Genomic DNA, 20,154 nt, shown 5'->3' on the forward strand with positions numbered 1-20,154 from the left:
AGGGCTGTGCGGGTGCGGAATTGACCCGCCGCCGGGCCGGAGGAAGGACGCGTGGTTACTCGTAAACGTGCGGCGCGAGGGTGCCGACGAAGTCGAGGTTGCGGTACTTCTCGGCGTAGTCCAGGCCGTAGCCGACGACGAATTCGTTGGGGATGTCGTAGCCGACGTACTTGACGTCGATCTGGACCTTCGCGGCGGTGGGCTTGCGGAAGGCGGTGCAGATCTCCACCGAGGCGGGGCCGCGGGATTCCAGGTTGGTTTTGAGCCAGGACAGCGTCAGGCCGGAATCGATGATGTCTTCGACGATCAGGACGTCCTTGCCCATCAGGTCGGTGTCGAGGTCCTTGAGGATCCGGACCACGCCGGAGGACTGGGTGCCGGAGCCGTAGGAGGACACAGCCATCCAGTCCATCGAGACGTGGCTGTGCAGCGCCCGGGCCAGGTCGGCCATGACCATAACGGCGCCCTTGAGCACACCGACGATCAGCAGATCGCGGCCTTCGTAGTCCTTGTCGATCTGGGCAGCGAGTTCAGTGATCCGGGTCTGGATCTGCTCCCTGGAGTAGAGAACGTGCTTGAGGTCTGCCTGGACGTCGTTTGAATCCACCAATGGCTCCTGTGTAGATGCGGGTGCGACTATTCTTGGGGCGGTTTTTGAGGCCGGAATACAAGCTTCCCACAGCGTGCGCCCCCGCGGGGAACGCCGGCGGGTGCGGACGGCTCCGCCGCGGACAGCTGGGCGAGCGAGAGCCGGTAGACGCTCACGCCGCCGGGCAGCTCCACCGGCCCGGCCGATCCGTGCCGGCGCAGCAGCGCTTCGGCGGCCAGCAGCCGCTGGTAGCTGGGCTGTTGGCCTCCAACGGCGGCGGCGGCCTTGGCGATCACCCGGAACCTCAGCGCCGGCGCCAGGTCGCGCAGCGCGGCCTCGGGCAGGGCCAGCTCCGCGCCGAGCTCCGTGCCGGTGCGCTCCTGCAGCCGGGCGAAGGTGTCGTTTGCCACATCCTCGAGGTAGTCGGCGTCGAGCTGCAGGATCGCCGCGGTCCGGGCCAGCGACTCGGCGACCCCGGGGCCGAGTTTGTCCTCCAGCATCGGCAGGACCTCCACCCGGGTCCGGGACCGCGCAAAGGAGGGGTCCTCGTTGCTGGGGTCGTGCCAGGGGTCCAGTCCCTCGGCGGCGCAGATTTCCAGCGTCTCGGCCCGGCGCAGGCCCAGGAACGGCCGCAGCAGGCGGCCGCGGACCGGCCGCATCCCCGCCAGCGAGCGGGTTCCGGAGCCGCGGGCCAGTCCCAGCAGGACCTGTTCGGCCTGGTCGTCCAGGGTGTGGCCGAGCAGGACGGCCGCGGCGCCGGTGTCCTCGGCGGCGGCCTCGAGGGCGGCGTGCCGGGCGTCCCGGGCGGCGGCTTCCGGGCCCATCCCGGTGGGGGCGACGTCGACGGTCCGGACCTGGACCGGCGCGAGGCCCAGCTCGGTCAGCGCCGCGGCCGCCGCGGCGGCGACGCCGGCGGAACCGGGCTGCAGCTGGTGGTCCACCACAACGGCGCCAACGGAGACCGGGTGCCCGTCCACATGGCCGCGTCGGGCAAAGTAGGCGGCGACGGCGGCGAGGGCGAGCGAGTCAGGGCCGCCGCTGCAGGCCACGAGGACCCGTGCGGGGTAGCCGGCGTCGGCGAGGGCGTCCTGCAGTTTCTTCCGCGCCTTGCCGACGACGGGCGCCAGCCGGCCGGGCCGGCGTCGTCCGCGGGAAGCCCCCGGCAGGTCCGGGTGGGTATTGGCGGGCACGGGGACTAGAGCCCCATCCGTTCGAGCCAGAGCTTCGAGTCGTGGATTTCGGGTTCGGTGGGGAGGTGGTCGGCGGACTCCCAGACCCGGTTGAAGCCTGGCATCCCGGCGGCGTCCACCACTTCGCGGACGAACTTCGAGCCGTCGCTGTACTGGCGCATCTTCGCGTCCAGGCCGAGCAGGCTCCGGATGAACTTCTCGATGGTGCCGCGGTCCTTGCCGCGGGCGTTGAAACGCTGCCGGATGGTCTTGACCGACGGCACGATGCTGGCATCCACGGCATCCATCACCACGTTGGCGTGGCCTTCCAGCAGGCTCATCACGGCGGTGAGGTGGGAGATCGCCGCCCGCTCCTCGGGGTCCTGGAGCAGGTCCAGGATGGCGCCGCGTCCCGGCGCCGCGCCGGGGCAGGAGCGGTCCCGGAGCGATTTCGCGGCCGCGGCGGCCCGTTCCATGATCGAGTCGACGTTGCCCAGCAGGTGGACGCTGAGGTTCTCGATCTGGTCCAGCATGTGGTGGCGCAGCCACGGGGCGGCGGCGAACTGCACGCGGTGGGTCTGCTCGTGCAGGCACACCCAGAGCCGGAAATCCTCGGGCGCGACGTTGAGCTCGCGTTCCACTGAGACGATGTTGGGCGCCACGAGGAGCAGCCGGCCGGCGGCGGGGGCCGTGGAGTTCGGGGCCAGGGCGGAGAAGGGGTCGTACTGGCCCAGGACCTTGGAGGAGAGGAATGCCAGGATCGCTCCCAGCTGGCTGCCCGTGATGGCGCCGCTGACGCTGGCCGCGCCGGGGCCCACGGTCCCGCGGCGGCTTTCGAGCATTTTCTCGATCGCCGGCTGCAGCATCACGGCGAAGCTTTGCGTGTTGGCCTTGGCCCAGGAGGCGCGGTCCACCACCAGGACGGACGAGTCGCGGAGGTCGCGGGCCGCCTCAAGCCCGGTGATGTCGTGCACGTGCGGTACGGAGATGTCCGCCATAAGCCGCAGGTTTTCGACGGCGGCGCCGATCTCCGCGGACCCCAGCGTCGGGCCGGCCGGGGTCAGCCGCGCCGCGGTGGAGGCGGCCAGGTCCCAGTTGATCAGGGCCTGGGCCTGGGCTGCGGTCCCGGCGGGGGCCTGGGCTGATGTCTCGCGCGAAGAGGACTCCATAGCCCCCATCAGATCACAGCGGGCCGGCAATCCGCCTTAATTCGTCGGCCGGCGAACGCGCAGCCGGTGATCGCCGGTTAGACGGTTCCCTGCAGGTTAGACGTCTCTGCGCATCGAGTGCGCGGGGAACCGTCGAAACGGCGCAGCATCAGCGGCAGCCGCAGGCGGCCAGGGCGGAGGCGGTCCGGTCCAGGGCTGCCTTGTTGCCGGCCGCGCCGGGCGTCAGGTTGTTGCCGATGAAGGAGAAGACCAGCAGCCGGCCGTCGGCGTCCACCACGTAGCCGCTGAGCGCGATAACCGTGTTCAACGTTCCGGTCTTGGCACGGACCAGGCCGGCGCCCCGGGCGGTGCTGGTGTCCGTGTACCGGCTGCCGAGTGTTCCGGTCAGCCCGGCCACCGGGAAGCCGGCCAGGGCGGAACGCAGCCGGCTGTCCGCCCCGGTGGTCATCGCCCGGACGACGGCGGAGAGCTGCCGGGCCGAGACCTGGTTCGCCAGGGTCAGTCCGGCCAGGTCGGCCGCCCGGAGCGTGGCCGACGGGATCTTCAGCTCCTCGAGCTGTTGCAGCACGGCGGCGACGGCGCCGTCGTTGCTGGCCGGTTTGCCGCTGGCCGACGCCACCATCCTGCCCATGACCTCGGTGAGGTAGTTGTCCGAGGTGCGCAGCAGCAGGTCCACCTGCTGGCCTACGGTAGCCGACTCGACCTGGGCCAGGACCTTCCCGGCGCGCCCCCCGGCCTGGCTGCCGGCGTCGCCCGGCGTCTTCTCCGGGGCCTTCTCCGTGGCCGGCACCCGGGCGACGCCGGGGGTCACGGTGATCCCCGCGGCGGCGCCGGCTGCCGTGAGCCGCGCCGCGAAGGCCTCGGCGGCGGCCATGGCGGCGTCCCGCGGGCGGGGACCGGTGGTGGTGCCGGGTTCGAAGCGGGCCGAATTCAGGGCCAGCGGGAATAGCGGGGCCACCTCGCCGGCGGCAACGTCTTCCGGGCTCCAGGCCGGGCTGAGCGGCGGGCCGGTGAACAGAGTGTCGTCCAGCAGCACGGTCACCGGGCCGGAGACCCCGTCCTGCTGGAGCCCCTGGACGGTGGACTGAGCCAGGGTGGCGAGCCCGGCATGGCCCAGCACCGCATCCGGCGCCGACTCCCCCGCGCCCAGCAGTACATCGCCGCCGCCGGTCAGGACAACGGTTCCGGGTGCGGCGCCGGCAACGGCTTTGGTGCTGAAGCGCCGGTCCGGGCCGAGGGTGCGCAGCGCGGCCGCGGCGGTCAGGAGCTTGATGTTCGAGGCCGGGGCGCGGACCTCGTCGCCGCCCCGGTCAAAGAGGACCTCGCCGGTGACGGCGTCCTGCACCACCCCGGTGAAGGACCCGGCGCCGTCGGCCTTCAGGGTGGCATCGAGCTGGCCGGCGAGCGCCGCGGCATCGGGTACCGGCGCCGCATCACTGAGCGGCCGCGCACCGCCGCCCGGGCCGCCGGCGTCCGGTGCGCTCAGGGTGGCGGGCAGCTGCTGCCAGGGTCCGGCCGCCACCGGCTCCGGCGACCGGGCGGGACCGAGGAATCCGGGGCCGACCGCCATGCCTGCGGGGAGAAGGAGCGCTACCACCAGGAGGGTCAGGAGCACCATCGGGACGATGCGGCCGAGCCGTGCGGACGCCGGAGCCGTGCTGGCGCGGCGCTTACTGCGTGTCATGCTGCTGCTGGTCCTTAGTCCCGAAATGTCCCCACTAGTTCCTGAAACCTGGGCCTGTCGCTATATCCTCAATAGTAGTCGGCGGCACCGGCACTGCTTTTTCCATGCCTCACGTGTGCCGCGCACCCCCTGAATCCGTCGAGGAGCATTCCATGAAGCATGACGTGACCATCGAGATCCCCAAGGGATCGCGCGTCAAGTACGAAGTCGACCACGAGACCGGCCGCGTCCGCCTGGACCGCGTCCTGTTCACCTCCATGCAGTACCCGACGCACTACGGTTTCTTCGAGAACACCCTGGGTGAAGACGGCGACCCGCTGGACGCGCTGGTGCTCCTGCAGGACTTCGATCTGCACCCCGGCGTGATCGTCGAGGCACGCCCGATCGGCGTCTTCAACATGACCGACGACGGCGGCGGCGACGCCAAGGTCCTCTGCGTGCCGGCCGATGCCCGCTTCGACCACATCAACGAGATCAGCGACGTCAGCGAATTCCTGATCAAGGAAATCGAGCACTTCTTCACCCGGTACAAGGACCTGGAGCCCGGCAAGTGGGTCAAGGCCGAGGGCTGGGGCGACCGCGCCGCGGCCGAAGCCGAACTCGAAGCCTCGATCAAGCGCTTCGTCCCGCACACGCACTAACGCGTCCGTAACACCAACGCGGGGTCACTTTTCGCCCGTCCGGCCGAGCGCCATGGGCCGCAAGTGACCCCGCGTTGCGGTTTAAGCCGCCGCGGGGGTTGCCAGCCGCGGGTCAGGATTGTGTGAAACTGTTGGTCCATGAACGCCGAGCCAGCCTTTAGCCCGCCCTGCGGCCCGGTCACCGGATGGCGCGACGGCGCCGTGCTCCGGGCCACGGGTATTCCGTACGCCACCGCGGCGCGGTTCCAGCCCCCGGCCAGCGCCCCCGACTGGACCGAGCCGCTCCCGGCCACTTCGCCCTCCCCGGCCTGCCCGCAGGCCCCGGTCCCGTTCCTGGATGACATCCTCGGCACCCGGTACGGGGAACTGCCGGGCAGCGAGGATTGCCAGCGGCTCTCGATCACCCTCCCCGCGGACCTGCACGACGGCGAACGCGTGCCGGTGATGGTCTGGCTGCACGGCGGCTCCTACACCTCCGGCTCCGGGGACCTGGCGATCTTCGATCCCAAGGCCCTCGTCGCCGAGAACCGCGTGATCGTGGTCTCCGTGACGTACCGCCTGGGCCTGTTCGGCTACCTGGCCACCGGCACCGGCCGGCCCGCGAACCTTGGCCTGCTGGACCAGCTCGAGGCGTTCCGCTGGGTGCGGCGCAACATCGGCGCGTTCGGCGGCGATCAGGAGAACGTCACGGCGTTTGGCCAGTCCGCCGGCGGCGACGCCGTCGCGCACCTGATGTCGACGCCGGAGGCGCCCGCCTTGTTCCGGCGCGCGATCATCCAGAGTGCCCCGCTGGGCATCACCCGGGGCCGGGCAAAGATGAGCGCCGCGATGGGTGTGGCGGCCGAGGCCGTCACCGAGGACACCCCGGCAATGGACGTCGTCGAGATCGAGGGGCACGTCTCCCAGGTGGCCCGGAAATACGGGCTGATCGCGGCCATGCCGTTCGGCACGCAGTACGGGCATGCCCCGCTGCCGCCGGAGACCGCCATTGAAGACGCCTGGAACTCCACGGCCCCCGGGATCGAGGTCCTGATCGGGCACACCTCCGAGGAAGCCCGGATGTTCCTGCCACGCAACCGTGCCGTCAGCCGCGTGGGCCGGGTCCCGGTGCTCGGCCCCGCCGTCGTCAAGGCCATCAGCTGGGCCGTGACCGAGGCGGTCTACGGCAGGGCGGCCCGGCGGTTTGCCCGCCGGCATGCCCGGGCCGGGGGCACGGCCTACCGCTATGTGCTCTCCTGGGCCGCGCCGGGAAACCCCTATGGCGCCGCGCACACCGTGGACCTGCCGCTGCTGTTCGGCAACGAAAAAACGTGGGCCGGAGCCGGACTGCTCGCGGGCGCGCACTGGGAGGACATCAACGCCCAGGGCCGGGAACTCCGTGCCTTGTGGGCCCGCTTTGCCGCCGGCGGGGGCCTGGAGCGCCGGGGCGGGATCCCCGGCGCCCTCCGGTACCGCTCGGTCTGATCCGTGTCCGAACTGCACCCTGTCCCGGGCGCTCCCCGGTGAAAACCCTCGGCGTCGACCTCGCGGCAGCCACCAAAAAGACCGCGGCGGCCGTCCTCGAATGGGGCGGCGGCGGCGCCCGGCTGGTGCACCTGGCGCTGGGCGTCGACGACGGCGAGATCGTCCGGCTTTTCGGCGCCAGCGACCTGACCGGAATCGACTGCCCGGTCGGCTGGCCGGACGCCTTCCTGCCCTTCATCGCCGGCCATCTGGCCGGCGATGCGCAGCCCGTGCTGGACTACGACGGAATCGAGGGCCGCCGCTTGCTGGCCTACCGCGACACCGACCGCTTTGTCACCGCCCGGACCGGACTGATCCCGCTGAGTGTCTCCGCCGACCGGCTGGCCCACCCGGCGATGCGCTGCGCCGTTATCCAGGCCAAGATCGCGGCGGAGCACGGGCCGCAGGCCAGGGACGGCAGCAGCAAGCTGGCCGAGGTCTACCCGGCCGCGTCGCTGAAATCGTGGGGGCTGTTGGCGCGCGGCTACAAGGGCCGCGGCGGCGCGGAAACTCAGCGCCTCGGCGAGCTGCTGGGCGTGCTCACGCGGGCGGCACCCTGGCTGGACCTGGCCGGCCACGACGAGCAACTGGCCGCCTCCGACGACCTGTTCGACGCGCTCATCGCCTCCCTGACCGCCCGGGCCGTGGCGCTGGGCAACACGCTCCGGCCCGACGCAGCCCACGCCCGGACCGCCCGGACCGACGGCTGGATCCACCTGCCCACCGGCGCCCTGGGCGCCCTCCCCGGCCCCCGGCCGTAGCGGGGCGGCTGCTCCGGCCCGACTATTCCGCGCCGGCTACTCCGCGCCGAGGGTCCAGCCGCTGATCTCCTTCGCGTCCTCACCGTGCTCCCGGGTGTGGTTGTGCGCGCGGATGCGCCGGTCCTGCAGCGACTGGCGCAGCAACGAATGCCGCTCGGCCAGGCCGGGTACCCGGTCGATCGCGTCGATGGCCAGCTGGAAGCGGTCGATCCCGTTGAGCATGGCCATATCGAACGGCGTCGTTGTGGTGCCTTCCTCCCTGTAGCCGCGCACGTGCAGGCCGTCCTGGTTGGTGCGGCGGTACGCCAGCCGGTGGATCAGCGAGGGGTAGCCGTGGTAGGCGAAAATGATCGGCTTGTCCGCCGTGAAGATGCCATCAAAGTCCCGCGGGGTCAGCCCGTGCGGGTGTTCCGCGGCGTCCTGGAGCCGCATCAGGTCCACCACGTTCACCACCCTGATCTTCAGCCCCGGCGCCCCCTCCTTGAGCAGTTCGGCCGCGGCGACGGTTTCCACCGTGGGGACGTCGCCCGCGCAGGCCAGCACGACGTCGGGCTCCTCGCCGGGGACCTCGGAGCCGGCGAATTCCCAGATGCCCAGTCCGCGCTGGCAGTGGTGCGCCGCGTCGGCCGGTCCCAGCCAGGTGGGCGAGGGCTGCTTGCCGCTGACGACGATGTTCACGTAGTCCCGCGACCCGAGGCAGTGCTCCATCACCGAGAGCAGGGTGTTGGCGTCCGGCGGCAGGTAGACGCGGATGACCTCGGCTTTCTTGTTCACCGCGTGGTCAATGAACCCCGGGTCCTGGTGCGAGAATCCGTTGTGGTCCTGCTGCCAGACATGCGAGGAGAGCACGTAGTTCAGCGAGGCGACGGGCTGGCGCCATGGCAGCTCGCGGTGGACCTTGAGCCACTTCGCGTGCTGGTTGAACATCGAGTCGACGATGTGGATGAAGGCCTCATAACAGCTGAACACGCCGTGCCGGCCGGTCAGCAGGTAGCCCTCCAGCCAGCCCTGGCACAGGTGTTCGCTGAGGACCTCCATCACCCGGCCGGCGCGCGCCAGGTGCTCGTCGCGTTCCTCGATCCGGTACTGCCAGACCTTGTCCGTGACCTCATAAACGTCCTGCAAGCGGTTCGACGCCGTCTCATCCGGGCCGAAGAGCCGGAAGGTTTCCGGGTTTAGGGCGATCACGTCCCGCAGCCACGCGCCGAGGGTGACCATGGCGCTGACACGTTCGCGGCCCGGCCGGGCAACGTCGACCGCGTGGTCCGCGTACCCGGGGAGCTTCAGGTCGCGCAGCAGGATGCCGCCGTTGGCGTGCGGGGTGGCGCTCATCCGCAGCTGCCCGGCGGGGGCGTTCGCGGCGACATCGGGCCGGAGCCGGCCGTCCCCGTCGAACAGTTCTTCCGGGCCGTAGGATTCCAGCCACCGGCCGAGCTGCGCGAGGTGCTCGGGGTTGGTGCGGACCTCGGAGAGGGGCACCTGGTGGCTGCGCCAGGTGCCCTCAACCTGCAGCCCGTCGACCGTTTTCGGCCCCGTCCAGCCCTTGGGCGAACGCAGTACGATCATCGGCCACGTGGCAGCGGGTACGTCGTTGCCGTCCGCGCCGGCCCCAGTTGTTCCGGTCCTGCGGGCCGACTGGATGCACCGGATGTCGGCCAGGCAGCGGTCCAGTACAGCGGCGAAATCCCGGTGCGCCGCCTCGGTATCCTCCGGATCCGCGACCGTCACGAAATACGGCTCGTGCCCGTAGCCGCGCAGCAGCTGCTCCAGCTGCGCCTGGGGCATACGCGCCAGAATCGTGGGGTTGGCGATCTTGTACCCGTTCAGGTGCAGGATCGGCAGCACCGCCCCGTCCGACGCCGGGTCCAAGAAGTTGTGGGAGTGCCAGCTGGCGGCCAGCGGTCCGGTCTCCGCCTCCCCGTCGCCGATCACGACGGCGGTAACCAGCCGGGGGTTGTCGAACACCGTGCCGTAGGCGTGCGCCAGCGAGTACCCGAGTTCGCCGCCTTCGCTGATGGAACCCGGGGTCTCCGGGGCAGCGTGGCTCGGGATGCCGCCAGGGTAGGAGAACTGCCGGAACAGCTCGGCCAGCCCGTCCGCGTCGGGGCCGACATTGCTATAGATCTCCGAGTAGGTCCCCTCCAGCCACGCGTTCGCGACCACGGCCGGTCCGCCGTGACCCGGACCGGCGACAAACAGCATTTCCTGCTCGTCCCGGCGGATGACGCGGTTCAGGTGGGCGTAGATGAAGTTCAGGCCAGGGGTGGTTCCCCAATGGCCGAGCAGCCGGGACTTGGTGTCCCCGGCGCTGAGCGGCTCGCGCAGCAGCGGGTTGGCGCGCAGATAGATCTGGCCCACCGAAAGATAGTTCGCGGCCCGCCACCACCGGTCCACGAGCCTGAGCTCTGCAGCGTCGGCCGTGTCCGCGGCCCCCGGCCCGGTCCGCTCATTCAACCCATCCACCACGTGCGTGCTCCGCTTCCGTCCGTGCCGCCGGCGGCGACGTCCTCCCCCATCGCAACATCTCCGGGGGCGGGAAACAAGCCCGCCGGGGCCCCCGGCCGCAGCGGGGCGGCAGGGTCTGCGGCGGGTCTGTTACGGGGCGGTTACCGGGTGCTTGCCTCCCCTTGGGCAAACGGTAGTGTGTCATCCAGTATGTTCACGCTGACCATCAACCAAACCGACAGCCGGCGAGACGGCGACCGGGTGCCGCAGCTCCTCAAGGACCTGCGGCACATTCCGGCGCGCCTGGATTTCGACCGCTCGGTGGAGGACGAGGTGCAGGGCATCGTGGACTGCCCGCGGCAGGCGGTCGAGGCGGCCCTGGTCGCCCTGCGCACCGGCGCCTGGTATGTCGGGATCGGCGTCGGCCCGGTCAACGAACCGCTGCCGAACCAGATCAAGGACGCCTCCGGCCACGGCCTGGTCTACGCCCGCCGGGCCGTGGACCGGCTGCGGAACAGCAAGGAGCGCGTGCCGGTCGCGGTGGAGGGCCCGTTCGCGGACCTGGCCGCGGAAGCCGAGGCCGTGCTGCGGCTGCTGGGCCACATCGTGCACGACCGCAGCGCCGCCGAGTGGCGGGTGCTGGATCTGCTGACCCCCGGCGTGCGCGGACAGCAGAAGGCCGTCGCCGAGGAGCTGGGCATCACCACCCAGGCTGTCAGCAAGGCCGTGGCCCGGGCCCAGTGGAACGAAGAGCACGCGGCGCGACCGGCCGCAGCCCGGCTGCTGGCCCTGATCCTCGACGTCCGGTAGCGGCTAGCCCCGCGGAGAACCTAGCGCAGGATGCTGCGCAGCACGTGGGCTGCGCCGTCGTCGTAGACCGAGTGGGTGACCTCGTCGGCGGCGGCGATCACCTCCGCCGGCGCCTGGCCCATCGCCACGCCGCGGCGCGCCCAGGTGAGCATTTCAATGTCGTTGCGGCCGTCGCCGACCGCCACCGTGCGGTGCGCCTCGATGCTCAACCGCCCGCGCAGTTGTTCGAGGGCGCTGGCCTTCGTCACGCCGGCGGCGGCAATATCCAGCCAGGCCGTCCAGCCCACCGAGTAGGTGACGCCGGCGAGGCCGACGTGGCGGATCGCCGCGTTGAATTCCTCGGGCGTGTTCTCGGAACTGAACACCACAACGCGCACGGCGGTGGCCTCGAGCATGGTCTGGAAGTCGACGCCGATCGCCTCGACGCCGAAGCTGGCGTCCTGGAAGCGTTCGGTGGAAAGGAAGTTGCCGTTCTCGTCCTCAAGCGCGTACTTGGCGGAGGGCAGCCGCTTGCGCAGTGCCCGGAGCGCGGGTCCGGGGTCGAACGTGGCCTTGTGCAGCACCTCGTAGCCGTCGGCCAGCCCGGAATCCAGGCGCAGGGTGACGCCGCCGTTGGAGCAGACCGCGTAGCCGTTTTCGATGCCGATGTGCTCGATGATGGGCAGCGTGGCGTTGAGCGACCGGCCGGTCGCGATCATCACCTCGTGCCCGGCGGCCACCACGGCCTGGGCTGCTTCCCGGACCGGGACGGACATGTGCCCGTCGTGGTCGACGAGGGTTCCGTCGACGTCGAGGGCGATCATCATTTTTTCGTTTGCGTCTCGCTGGTCATCGTTGCCAGCGACTGAGGTTTCAGTCAATGTTGTCATTCCACAAGTAGAGCAGACACCGCCGACACCGGCTAGGACGCGCGCCACAGCGCGGGGTGAAGCCTGGGTGAACAGCGGCCGACGGCGGGTGGCCTGGAGGACGGATCGCTTAAAGGACGGGGAGCACGGTCATGCCGCCGAGGTACTTCTGCAGCGCCGCGGGGACGTTGACCGAGCCGTCCGGGTTCTGGTGGTGCTCCAGGATCGCGACGATCCAGCGGGTCGTGGCGAGGGTGCCGTTCAGGGTGGCCACCGCGCGGGTGCCCTTGGGCGCCCCGTCCTCGTTCAGCACGCGTTCGCGGATGTTGAGCCGGCGCGCCTGGAAGGTGGTGCAGTTCGACGTCGAGGTCAGCTCGCGGTACGCGCCCTGCGTGGGCACCCAGGCTTCGCAGTCGAACTTGCGGGCGGCCGAGTTGCCGAGGTCCCCGGCGGCCGTGTCGATCACCCGGTAGGGCAGCTCGCACTTGGCCAGCATCTCCTCTTCCCAGGCCAGCAGGCGGGCGTGCTCGGCGGCGGCCTCCTCGACCGTGGTGTAGATGAACATCTCCACCTTGTTGAACTGGTGGACGCGGATGATGCCGCGGGTGTCCTTGCCGTGCGACCCGGCCTCGCGGCGGTAGCAGGAGCTCTGCCCGGCGTACCGGATCGGGCCGCCGGTGAGGTCCAGGATCTCGTCCGCGTGGTACCCGGCCAGGGCCACCTCCGAGGTCCCCACCAGGTAGAGGTCGTCCTCCGCGAGGCGGTAGATCTCGGCGTCGTGCTTGACGTCGAAGCCGGTGCCCTGCATGGTTTCGGGACGGACCAGCGTGGGGGTGATCATGGGGACGAAGCCGGCATCGATGGCCTGCTCCATGGCCATCTGCAGCAGCGCCATCTCCAGCCGGGCGCCCACACCGCGCAGGAAGTAGAAGCGCGAGCCGGAGACCTTGGCACCGCGCTCCATGTCGATGGCGCCGATCAGTTCGCCGATTTCCAGGTGGTCCCGGGGCTCAAAGTCGGGGAACTCGCGCGGCGTCCCGACCGTCTTGACCACCACGTAGTCGTCTTCGCCGCCGGCAGGGACGCCGTCCTCGACGAGGTTGGGGATACCGCGCAGCAGTTCCTCCTGGGCGGCCTGGGCGACGTCGGCCTCCGCCGAGGCCTCCTTGACCGAGGCGGCGAGGACTTTGACCTCGGCGAGCAGGGCCTGCTTTTCCTCGCCCTTGGCCTGCGCCACCTTCTTGCCGAAGGCGTTCTGCTCGGCGCGCAGGTTCTCGAAACGGATCAGCGCGGCACGCCGGGCCGAATCCGCGGCGATGATCGCGTCCACCACGGATTCATCGGCGCCGCGGGCGCGCTGGCTGGCCCGGAACTTGTCCGGATTGTCGCTGAGGTCTTTTACGTCGATCACCAGATAAGAGTATCGAATCCGGGGGGTGCCTTTCGGCCGTCCTGCCGCGCCGCACGGCCGGGATAGTGTTGGAGCAACATGCGCGACTGGCTGCTCTACCTCGTCATCGCTGGGGCCCTGGTATTTGCCGTCTCCAGCTGGTGGGGTGTGCGCCGGCTGAAGGCCAAGCACACGCGCAGCGCCGTCTGGGAAGAAACGCACAACCCCGGCCTGGGCAGGCAAAAGGTCGCGGTGGTGCTGAACCCGATCAAGGCGCGGTCCGCGGAGGCCAGGGTCCTGGTTGAGAGCGCCTGCCTGGCGGCCGGCTGGGAGGCCCCGCGGTTCTTCGAGACGACCGCCGAGGATCCCGGCTTCTCACAGGCCAGGGCCGCCGTCGAGTACGGGGCCGACGTCGTCCTCGTCGGCGGCGGCGACGGCACCGTCCGCGTCGTGGCCGACGTCCTCGCGCACACCGACATCGCCATGGGGCTGCTTCCGCTGGGCACCGGGAACCTGCTGGCCCGCAACATCCACCTGGACATCGGGGACCTGCACGGCTGCGTGGAGACCGCCCTTTTCGGGCACCAGCGCTTCATCGACACCGCCCGGATGACGGTCGAGAACGCGCTGACGGGGCAGTCCGCGGACCACGCCTTCCTGGTGATCGCCGGCATCGGCATGGACGCCGAGGTGGTGGGCGATACCAATGACGGGCTCAAGAAGGCGGTGGGCTGGCTCGCCTACACGGAAGCCGGGGTGCGGCACCTTCCGGGCCGCCGCAAAAGGGTCGCCATCTCCCTCGATGACCAGCCCGAACAGTCACGGAAGATCCGCAGCGTCCTGTTCGCCAACTGCGGGCTGATCCCCGGCGGCATCGACTTCATCCCGCAGGCCATGATCGACGACGGGATGCTGGACGTGGTGGTGATGAGCCCGCGCAGCGCGATCGGCTGGCTGGCCATGTACTGGAAGATTGTGCTCAAGCACAAGCGGAACCTGCCGGTGATGACGTACTACCGCTCGGCCAAGATCGTGATCAAGTGCGCCGAGCCGATGCCCACCCAGGTCGACGGCGATCCGTCCGGGGAGGCCACGACGGTCACCGTGCAGATCGCGCCCGGTTCACTGCTGGTCCGGGTGAAGGAAGGCGTCGGCCGGGAAGACTAGCTGGCTTCCTTCTTGGCGGCTTCCTTCTCCGCTTCGGACTTTTTCGCCTCCGCTGCGGCCTTGGCGGCGCGGGCCTCGGACTGCTCGCGGATCATCGCCTGCTCCTCTTCGAAGCGCAGCCGGTCCGCCCGGTCGGCGTCGTCGCCGTCCCAGTCCTGGTTGTCAGCCGTCGGCTTGGGATTGACAATCATTCCCTGGCCGTCATTTTCTGTGCTGGTGCCTGACATGGCCCGCTCCCTCCGGTGGACTACCCCAATATGGATCAGGCAAGCATACGCACAGTTTTCAAGGGGTGGAAGTGCCGGATGAGGCATTTGTCTACGCTGTGGGCGAAGCCTCCGGGTTATATTCCTGCACCACAGATGCCCCGCTGAGTATGTCTTCGACCCAGGCGTGGGCGGCGCGGAAGGCCTGGTCAGAGGTGTGCGGGGCGACGTCGGCGCGCTGGCCGTCCGCCCGGCCGTAGGAACCCAGGAAGCGGGTGGCCGGGCTGATCCGGTGCAGCCCCGCGAGGGCGTCCGCCACCCGGGCGTCACCGACATGGCCGTCCGCGTCGATGCTGAAGAAGTAGTGGCCCAAGTACTGGCCGGTGGGCCGGGACTCAATCCTGCTCAGGTTCACGCCGCGGGTGGCGAACTGGTCCAGAATCTCCATCAGGGCGCCGGGCCGGTCCTCCGGCAGCGGGACCACCACGGTGGTCTTGTCGGCCCCGGTCCGCTCCGGCAGGACACCCGGGCGCCCCACCAGCACAAAGCGGGTCACGGCGCCCGGGTTGTCGCCGATGTTTTCGGCCAGCACCGCCAGGCCCGGCTGCTCGGCGGCGACGATCGGGGCACAGATCGCGGCGTCGTAGTGCGGATCGTCCTCCAGCAGGCCCATGGCAGCGGCGGCCGTCGAGGACCCCGGGATATATTCTGCGTCCGGAATATTCTGGTCGACCCAGAGCCGGCACTGCGCCCAGGCGTGTCCGTGGGTGGAGATCCGGCGGATGTCACCGATCGTGACGCCGGGCCGGGCCACGAGCACAAAGCTGATGGGCACGAGCGCCTCGCGGAGGATCCGCAGCTCCTGCCCCGTGGCAATCGCGTCCAGGGTGGCGGTGACCCCTCCCTCCACGGAGTTCTCGATCGGCACCATCGCCGCGTCGGCCGATCCGTTGCGGACCTTGTCCAGCGCCGTATTGACGTTCGAGGAGGGGATGCGGACGGCATCCGCCGCGCCGGGCACCTGCATCAGAGCCGCCTCGGTGAACGTGCCTGCAGGGCCGAGGAAGGTGTAGGTGACTGGGACGGCGGGCATCGGTTTTCCTTTGTTTACAGGATGACGGGCTTGAGCCCGCTGTCGGAGACGAGCGGCAGGCCATTCTCAAGCCACTGGTCCATGCCGCCGGCAACGTTCAGTGCGGAGTAGCCGTGGCCGACCAGCCACTGCGCGGCACGAAAGGAACGTCCGCCGGTGCGGCAGATGACATAGAGGTCCTCGTCCGGATCCAGTTCATCGAGCCGGGCCGGGAGCTGGTCAAGGGGGATGTGCAGGGCGTGCTCGGCGTGGCCGGCCGCCCACTCGTAGTCCTCGCGCACGTCCAGAAGCCGTGCCGCCTCGGGGATATCGGAAACGGTCACGGTCTCGATCTCGCTCATGGTCGTCCTCTCCGCTGGAACCAAGTCTGCTTCCAGCGTATCGCCAGCGCCTGGAACGCGTGCACAACCCGGCGGCACGTTACGCTTCTGGGGAGCGCAAAGGAGCCCCTTGGCCGAGATCCACGAACTATCAGCCGTCGGGCTCCGGGACGCCCTGCGCTCCGGCGAGCTCTCGTCCCGCCAGGCCACGGCTCACTTCCTGGACCGCATCGCGGACAACAACCCGCACCTTGGCGCGTTCATTACGGTCACCGCGGAACAGGCCCTCGCGGACGCCGCCGCCGCGGACACCCGCCACGCCCGCGCGGCCAACGACAATGGCCGTGCCCTGCCGCTGTTGCACGGGATGCCGACGGCGTTCAAGGACCTGACCGACGTCGCCGGCGTCGTCACCACCCACGGCAGCGCCGCCCTGGAGCACAAACCGGCCCCGGCCGACGGCGCCCTCGCCGCCGCCCTGAAGGGCGCCGGCGTCGTCTCGCTGGGCAAGACGCAGGTCCCGGAATTCGGGCTGACGGCCTACAGCGAGAACCGGATCGCCCCGCCCTCGCGCAACCCGTACGCGCTGAGCCGCAGCTCCGGCGGCTCCTCGGGCGGCAGTGCTGCCGCCGTCGCCGCGGGGCTGCTCCCCTTTGCGCCGGGCTCCGACGGCGGCGGCTCCATCCGCATCCCCGCCGCGGCCTGCGGGCTGGTGGGCCTGAAGCCGGGCCGCGGGCTGGTCCCGGCAGGGGAAAGCACCGGCGACCCGGCCAGGCTGGTGGTCGCCGGCCCGCTGGCCCGCTGCGCTGCGGATGCCGCCCTGCTGCTCGACGCGCTCGTCCCGGCGGAGAACGCACCACGTACGTCGGGGCAGTCTCCCGGGCCCAGGAGCAGCTACCTGGCGCTGGCCGGCCAGGATCCGCCCCGGCTGCGGATCGGCGTCAGCCTAGACAGCCCGTGGCAGGCGGTCTTCCCTTTCACGCCGGACCTCGAGGCCCTCGACGCCCTGGCCGCGGGCATCAGCCTGCTGGAGGCTGCCGGGCATGAGACCGGCGAAGCCGCCATCCGGTACGACAACCGCTACCCCGGTGCGTTCACGACAGCCTGGACCGCCGGCGTCGGCGGTGCCCGGATCGCGCCGCAGCGCGAGGCGCTGCTGACCCCGCTGACCCGGACCTTCCGGCGCCGCGCCCAGCAGCGCAGCGCGGCGAAGCTGGACGAGGCCCTCGGGTTCCTGCGGCAGTTCGAGCGGGACACGGTGGCGCAGTTCGCCGCCTGGGACCTGGTCCTGAGCCCGGCGCTGGCGCAAACGCCGCGCCCGGTGGGCTGGTTCACCGGCGCCGCACACGGGGACGGCTACTGGCCCGCCGCCGAGCGGGCCACCGACGCGGACGAGGACTACCGTAAGCAGTGCGAGTTCGCGCCGTGGTCCTCCCTGGTCAACGTGTGCGGGCTGCCCGCGATCAGCATCCCGGTGCACTGGACCGGCGGCGCCCCGGGGTCCGGCGTGCCGATGGGCATCCAGCTGGTGGGCCCCCTGGGCTCCGAGGGGCTGCTCCTGCAGGTCGCCGCGCAGCTGGGTTTCTAGCCGGCCCGCGGCGGGGATTTCCCGGGCCGCCCCCGCGTGGGGTTTACTGGTGCCGACGCGGGTCAAAGACAGGAGAGCGATCGATGAAGATCACCGGAGCAGTGCTTGAGGAAATCGGCCGCCCCCGGCCCTTTGCGGAGTCCAAACCCATCAGCATCGCTGAGCTGGAACTCTCTGCCCCCGGGCCCACTGAAATCCTTGTCCGCCTCGAGGCCGCCGGCATCTGCCACTCGGACCTCAGCGTCGTCGACGGGAACCGCGTCCGCCCGGTACCCATGCTGCTGGGCCATGAAGCCGCCGGCCGCGTCGTCGAGGTCGGCGCCGACGTCACCGACCTGGAACCCGGCCAGCGCGTAGTTATGTCCTTTTTGCCGCGCTGCGAGCAGTGCGCCAACTGCGCCGCCGACGGCCGGCTGCCCTGCACCGCGGGTTCGAAGAGCAACGGCGAGGGCAGCCTGCTGCACGGCTCCATGCACCTGAGCCGCGGCGGCGAGACCGTCTACCACCACCTCGGTGTCTCCGGATTCGCCAGCCACGCCGTCGTGGACCGGGCCTCCGCGGTGCCGGTCGACGACGACATCCCCGCGGACATCGCCGCCGTCCTCGGCTGCGCGGTGCTCACCGGCGGCGGCGCCGTGCTGAACGCGGCGAAACCCCGGCCCGAGGACAGCATCATGATCGTGGGGCTCGGCGGCGTCGGCATGGCCGCGCTGATCACCGCCGTCTCCCAGGGAATCTCCCGGATCGTCGCCGTGGACACCCTGGCCGAGAAGCTGGAGCACGCCCGCCGGCTCGGCGCGCACGAAACCTACACCCCGCAGCAACTGGCCGAACAAGGCGTCAAGGCCAAGTTCGTCGTCGAATGCGCCGGCAGTGCCCGGGCATTCGAGACCGCGTTCGCCGCCACCGACGTCGGCGGCGCCACGATCACGGCGGGTCTGCCCTCCCCCGACTCCCGCGCCCAGCTGTCCCCGCTGACCATCACGGCGGAGGCCCGCACGATCGTTGGCAGCTACCTCGGCTCGGCGGTCCCGGCACGCGACATCCCCAAGTACGCCCAGCTCTGGCTGGACGGGAAGCTGCCGGTCGAGGAGCTCATTTCGTCCCGCATCGCCCTGGCGGACATCAACCAGGCCATGGACCAGCTGGCCGACGGCAAAGCGGTCCGCCAGGTCATCATGTTCGACGCCGGGTGAGGGCAACCGGGGCGGATCCAAAGGGCGAAACACCCCCGAATTGACTTGCCCCGGGCCGCCGCGGATGTGACAATCGCGCGCCGCGGTGTCAGCATTAAGTAAATGAGCACAACTCATTTAGCCAATCCCCCCGCTACAACGCCGGGCGATACCTCGTTTTTTGGCCACCCGAAAATGCTGGCCAGCCTCTTCTCCGTAGAAATGTGGGAGCGCTTCTCCTTCTACGGAATGCAGGGGATTCTTCTCTACTACATGTACTTCACCGCCGCTGAGGGCGGCCTGGAGATCAACAAGGCCCTCGCCGCCAGCCTCGTCGGCGCCTACGGCGGCGGCGTCTACCTGTCGACCATCCTGGGCGCCTGGCTCGCGGACCGGCTCTTCGGCTCTGAGCGGGTGCTGTTCGGCTCCGCCATCATGATCATGGCCGGCCACATCGCCCTCGCCCTGATCCCCGGCGTGCCGGGCCTGATTGCCGGCCTCGTGCTGGTGGGCGTCGGCTCCGGCGGCCTGAAGGCCAACGCCACCGCACTGGTCGGAAGCCTGTACCGCGAGAAGGACGAACGCCGCGACGCCGGGTTCTCCATCTTCTACATGGGCATCAACGCCGGCGCCCTGATCGGCCCACTGGTCACCGGCTGGCTGCAGGAGAGCCAGGGCTTCCACTGGGGCTTCGGCGCCGCCGCCGTCGGCATGGCGCTGGGCCTGGGCATCTACGCCCTCGGCCGCAACAAGCTCCCCGAGGAGGCCCACCGGGTTCCGAACCCGCTGCCCGCCGCGGACCGCACCAAGTACGGCCTCATCTTCGCCGGCATCGCCGCGGTCATCGCCGTGCTGCTCGCCACCGGGACCGTGGACGCGGACAACCTCGCCATGTCGATGGCCTATGCCGCGATCGGCGCCTCCGTGCTCTACTTCGTGCTGATCTTCAGCAGCAAGAAGGTCACCGCCAACGAGCGCGGCCGGGTGGCAGCGTTTATCCCGCTGTACATCGCCTCCGCCGCGTTCTGGGCGCTCTTCCAGCAGCAGTTCACCTTCATTGCCGTGTACTCGGAGGAGAAGCTGGACCGGAACCTGTTCGGCTGGGAAATGCCGGCCGCCTGGGTCCAGTCGATCAACCCGGTGTTCATCATCATCTTCGCCGGTGTTATGGCGGCGCTGTGGACCCGGCTGGGACGCAAGCAGCCCGGTTCGGCGCTGAAGTTCTCGATCGGGCTCTTTGTGATGGGTCTGGCGTTCCTGGCGTTCATCCCGCTGGCCGGCGAGGGAAAGACGCCGCTGCTGGCACTGGTGGGGATCCTGCTGCTGTTCACGCTCGCGGAACTGTTCCTCTCGCCCATCGGCCTGTCGGTGACCACGAAGCTGGCGCCCCAGGCCTTCCACACCCAGATGGTGGCCCTGTTCTTCCTCTCGGTTTCGCTGGGCACCACCCTGGCCGGCATGCTCACCGGCCTCTACAACCCCGACGACGAACTGCCGTACTTCATCGGCGTCGGCGGCACGGCGATGCTCCTGGCCGTCGGCCTGGCCGCGGCCTCCCCTGCCATCAAGAAGCTCATGGGCGGCGTACGCTGAGCT

Annotated in this window: 18 protein-coding genes; 8 read left to right on the top strand and 10 right to left on the bottom strand. The window is 70.2% G+C overall.

What is annotated here, in order from left to right:
* Positions 1-55 precede the first annotated feature (55 nt).
* From hpt to AC6I9V_RS07840, 4 genes are all read right to left on the bottom strand, one after another.
* Positions 56-607 carry a hypoxanthine phosphoribosyltransferase gene (gene hpt, locus AC6I9V_RS07825; RefSeq protein WP_497898971.1) on the bottom strand — a complete coding sequence of 184 codons (552 nt, stop codon included), beginning with the start codon at positions 605-607 and terminating at the stop codon, positions 56-58.
* Positions 608-636: 29 nt separating this feature from the next.
* Positions 637-1,683 carry a tRNA lysidine(34) synthetase TilS gene (gene tilS / locus AC6I9V_RS07830; RefSeq protein WP_497900281.1) on the bottom strand — a complete coding sequence of 349 codons (1,047 nt, stop codon included), beginning with the start codon at positions 1,681-1,683 and terminating at the stop codon, positions 637-639.
* Positions 1,684-1,784: 101 nt separating this feature from the next.
* Entirely contained in the window at positions 1,785-2,927 is a 1,143-nt protein-coding gene (locus AC6I9V_RS07835) for a zinc-dependent metalloprotease (RefSeq protein ID WP_497898972.1), read from the bottom strand.
* Positions 2,928-3,075: 148 nt separating this feature from the next.
* The gene (locus AC6I9V_RS07840) at positions 3,076-4,611 is read right to left on the bottom strand and encodes a D-alanyl-D-alanine carboxypeptidase/D-alanyl-D-alanine-endopeptidase (RefSeq protein WP_497898973.1); all 1,536 of its coding nucleotides are present in this window, start codon (positions 4,609-4,611) and stop codon (positions 3,076-3,078) included.
* 152 nt (positions 4,612-4,763) lie between these two features.
* On the opposite strand from AC6I9V_RS07840, the gene AC6I9V_RS07845 reads away from it, so the two are divergent.
* The 3 genes from AC6I9V_RS07845 (at position 4,764) to AC6I9V_RS07855 (ending at position 7,516) form a co-directional block, all read left to right on the top strand.
* Positions 4,764-5,252, top strand: a complete 489-nt coding sequence (locus AC6I9V_RS07845) for an inorganic diphosphatase (RefSeq protein WP_146336118.1) — start codon at positions 4,764-4,766, stop codon at positions 5,250-5,252.
* Positions 5,253-5,390: 138 nt separating this feature from the next.
* On the top strand, positions 5,391-6,716 hold the full coding sequence (locus tag AC6I9V_RS07850) for a carboxylesterase family protein (protein WP_497898974.1): 1,326 nt from the start codon (positions 5,391-5,393) through the stop codon (positions 6,714-6,716).
* A gap of 38 nt (positions 6,717-6,754) precedes the next feature.
* Complete coding sequence (locus tag AC6I9V_RS07855) at positions 6,755-7,516, top strand: DUF429 domain-containing protein (RefSeq protein ID WP_497898975.1); 762 nt, start codon at positions 6,755-6,757, stop codon at positions 7,514-7,516.
* A gap of 36 nt (positions 7,517-7,552) precedes the next feature.
* On the opposite strand, the gene AC6I9V_RS07860 is transcribed toward AC6I9V_RS07855, so the two are convergent.
* Positions 7,553-9,979 (bottom strand): phosphoketolase family protein, encoded by a 2,427-nt coding sequence (locus AC6I9V_RS07860; protein ID WP_497898976.1) that lies wholly within the window; start codon positions 9,977-9,979, stop codon positions 7,553-7,555.
* Between the two features lie 192 nt (positions 9,980-10,171).
* Here AC6I9V_RS07860 and AC6I9V_RS07865 point away from each other — a divergent pair, with 192 nt between their 5' ends.
* Positions 10,172-10,771 carry a hypothetical protein gene (locus AC6I9V_RS07865; protein ID WP_349413522.1) on the top strand — a complete coding sequence of 200 codons (600 nt, stop codon included), beginning with the start codon at positions 10,172-10,174 and terminating at the stop codon, positions 10,769-10,771.
* Between the two features lie 20 nt (positions 10,772-10,791).
* Here AC6I9V_RS07865 and AC6I9V_RS07870 read toward each other — a convergent pair whose 3' ends face one another.
* Together AC6I9V_RS07870 and serS are read right to left on the bottom strand one after the other, a co-directional pair.
* Complete coding sequence (locus tag AC6I9V_RS07870; protein WP_497898977.1) at positions 10,792-11,640, bottom strand: HAD family hydrolase; 849 nt, start codon at positions 11,638-11,640, stop codon at positions 10,792-10,794.
* Positions 11,641-11,749: 109 nt separating this feature from the next.
* Complete coding sequence (gene serS / locus AC6I9V_RS07875; RefSeq protein WP_497898978.1) at positions 11,750-13,030, bottom strand: serine--tRNA ligase; 1,281 nt, start codon at positions 13,028-13,030, stop codon at positions 11,750-11,752.
* A gap of 78 nt (positions 13,031-13,108) precedes the next feature.
* Between serS and AC6I9V_RS07880 the strand changes: the two genes are divergently transcribed.
* Positions 13,109-14,176, top strand: a complete 1,068-nt coding sequence (locus AC6I9V_RS07880) for a diacylglycerol/lipid kinase family protein (protein WP_349413525.1) — start codon at positions 13,109-13,111, stop codon at positions 14,174-14,176.
* Here the strand turns inward: AC6I9V_RS07880 and AC6I9V_RS07885 are convergent.
* The 3 genes from AC6I9V_RS07885 to AC6I9V_RS07895 form a co-directional block, all read right to left on the bottom strand.
* Positions 14,173-14,403: a hypothetical protein gene (locus AC6I9V_RS07885; protein ID WP_349413526.1), complete on the bottom strand. Its 231-nt coding sequence runs from the start codon at positions 14,401-14,403 to the stop codon at positions 14,173-14,175. The two genes, AC6I9V_RS07880 and AC6I9V_RS07885, sit on opposite strands and share 4 nt — an antisense overlap.
* Positions 14,404-14,494: 91 nt before the next feature.
* Complete coding sequence (gene pheA, locus AC6I9V_RS07890; protein WP_497898979.1) at positions 14,495-15,475, bottom strand: prephenate dehydratase; 981 nt, start codon at positions 15,473-15,475, stop codon at positions 14,495-14,497.
* A 14-nt stretch (positions 15,476-15,489) separates the two neighbouring features.
* Positions 15,490-15,816, bottom strand: a complete 327-nt coding sequence (locus tag AC6I9V_RS07895; protein ID WP_349413528.1) for a rhodanese-like domain-containing protein — start codon at positions 15,814-15,816, stop codon at positions 15,490-15,492.
* A gap of 109 nt (positions 15,817-15,925) precedes the next feature.
* Between AC6I9V_RS07895 and AC6I9V_RS07900 the strand changes: the two genes are divergently transcribed.
* The 3 genes from AC6I9V_RS07900 (at position 15,926) to AC6I9V_RS07910 (ending at position 20,151) form a co-directional block, all read left to right on the top strand.
* Positions 15,926-17,383 carry an amidase gene (locus AC6I9V_RS07900; RefSeq protein ID WP_497898980.1) on the top strand — a complete coding sequence of 486 codons (1,458 nt, stop codon included), beginning with the start codon at positions 15,926-15,928 and terminating at the stop codon, positions 17,381-17,383.
* Positions 17,384-17,466: 83 nt separating this feature from the next.
* Positions 17,467-18,579, top strand: a complete 1,113-nt coding sequence (locus tag AC6I9V_RS07905; protein WP_497898981.1) for an alcohol dehydrogenase catalytic domain-containing protein — start codon at positions 17,467-17,469, stop codon at positions 18,577-18,579.
* 102 nt (positions 18,580-18,681) lie between these two features.
* The gene (locus AC6I9V_RS07910) at positions 18,682-20,151 is read left to right on the top strand and encodes a peptide MFS transporter (RefSeq protein ID WP_497898982.1); all 1,470 of its coding nucleotides are present in this window, start codon (positions 18,682-18,684) and stop codon (positions 20,149-20,151) included.
* The last annotated feature ends 3 nt before the right edge of the window (positions 20,152-20,154 follow it).

It is taken from the genome of Arthrobacter sp. SlRoot2-15 (assembly GCF_059739345.1).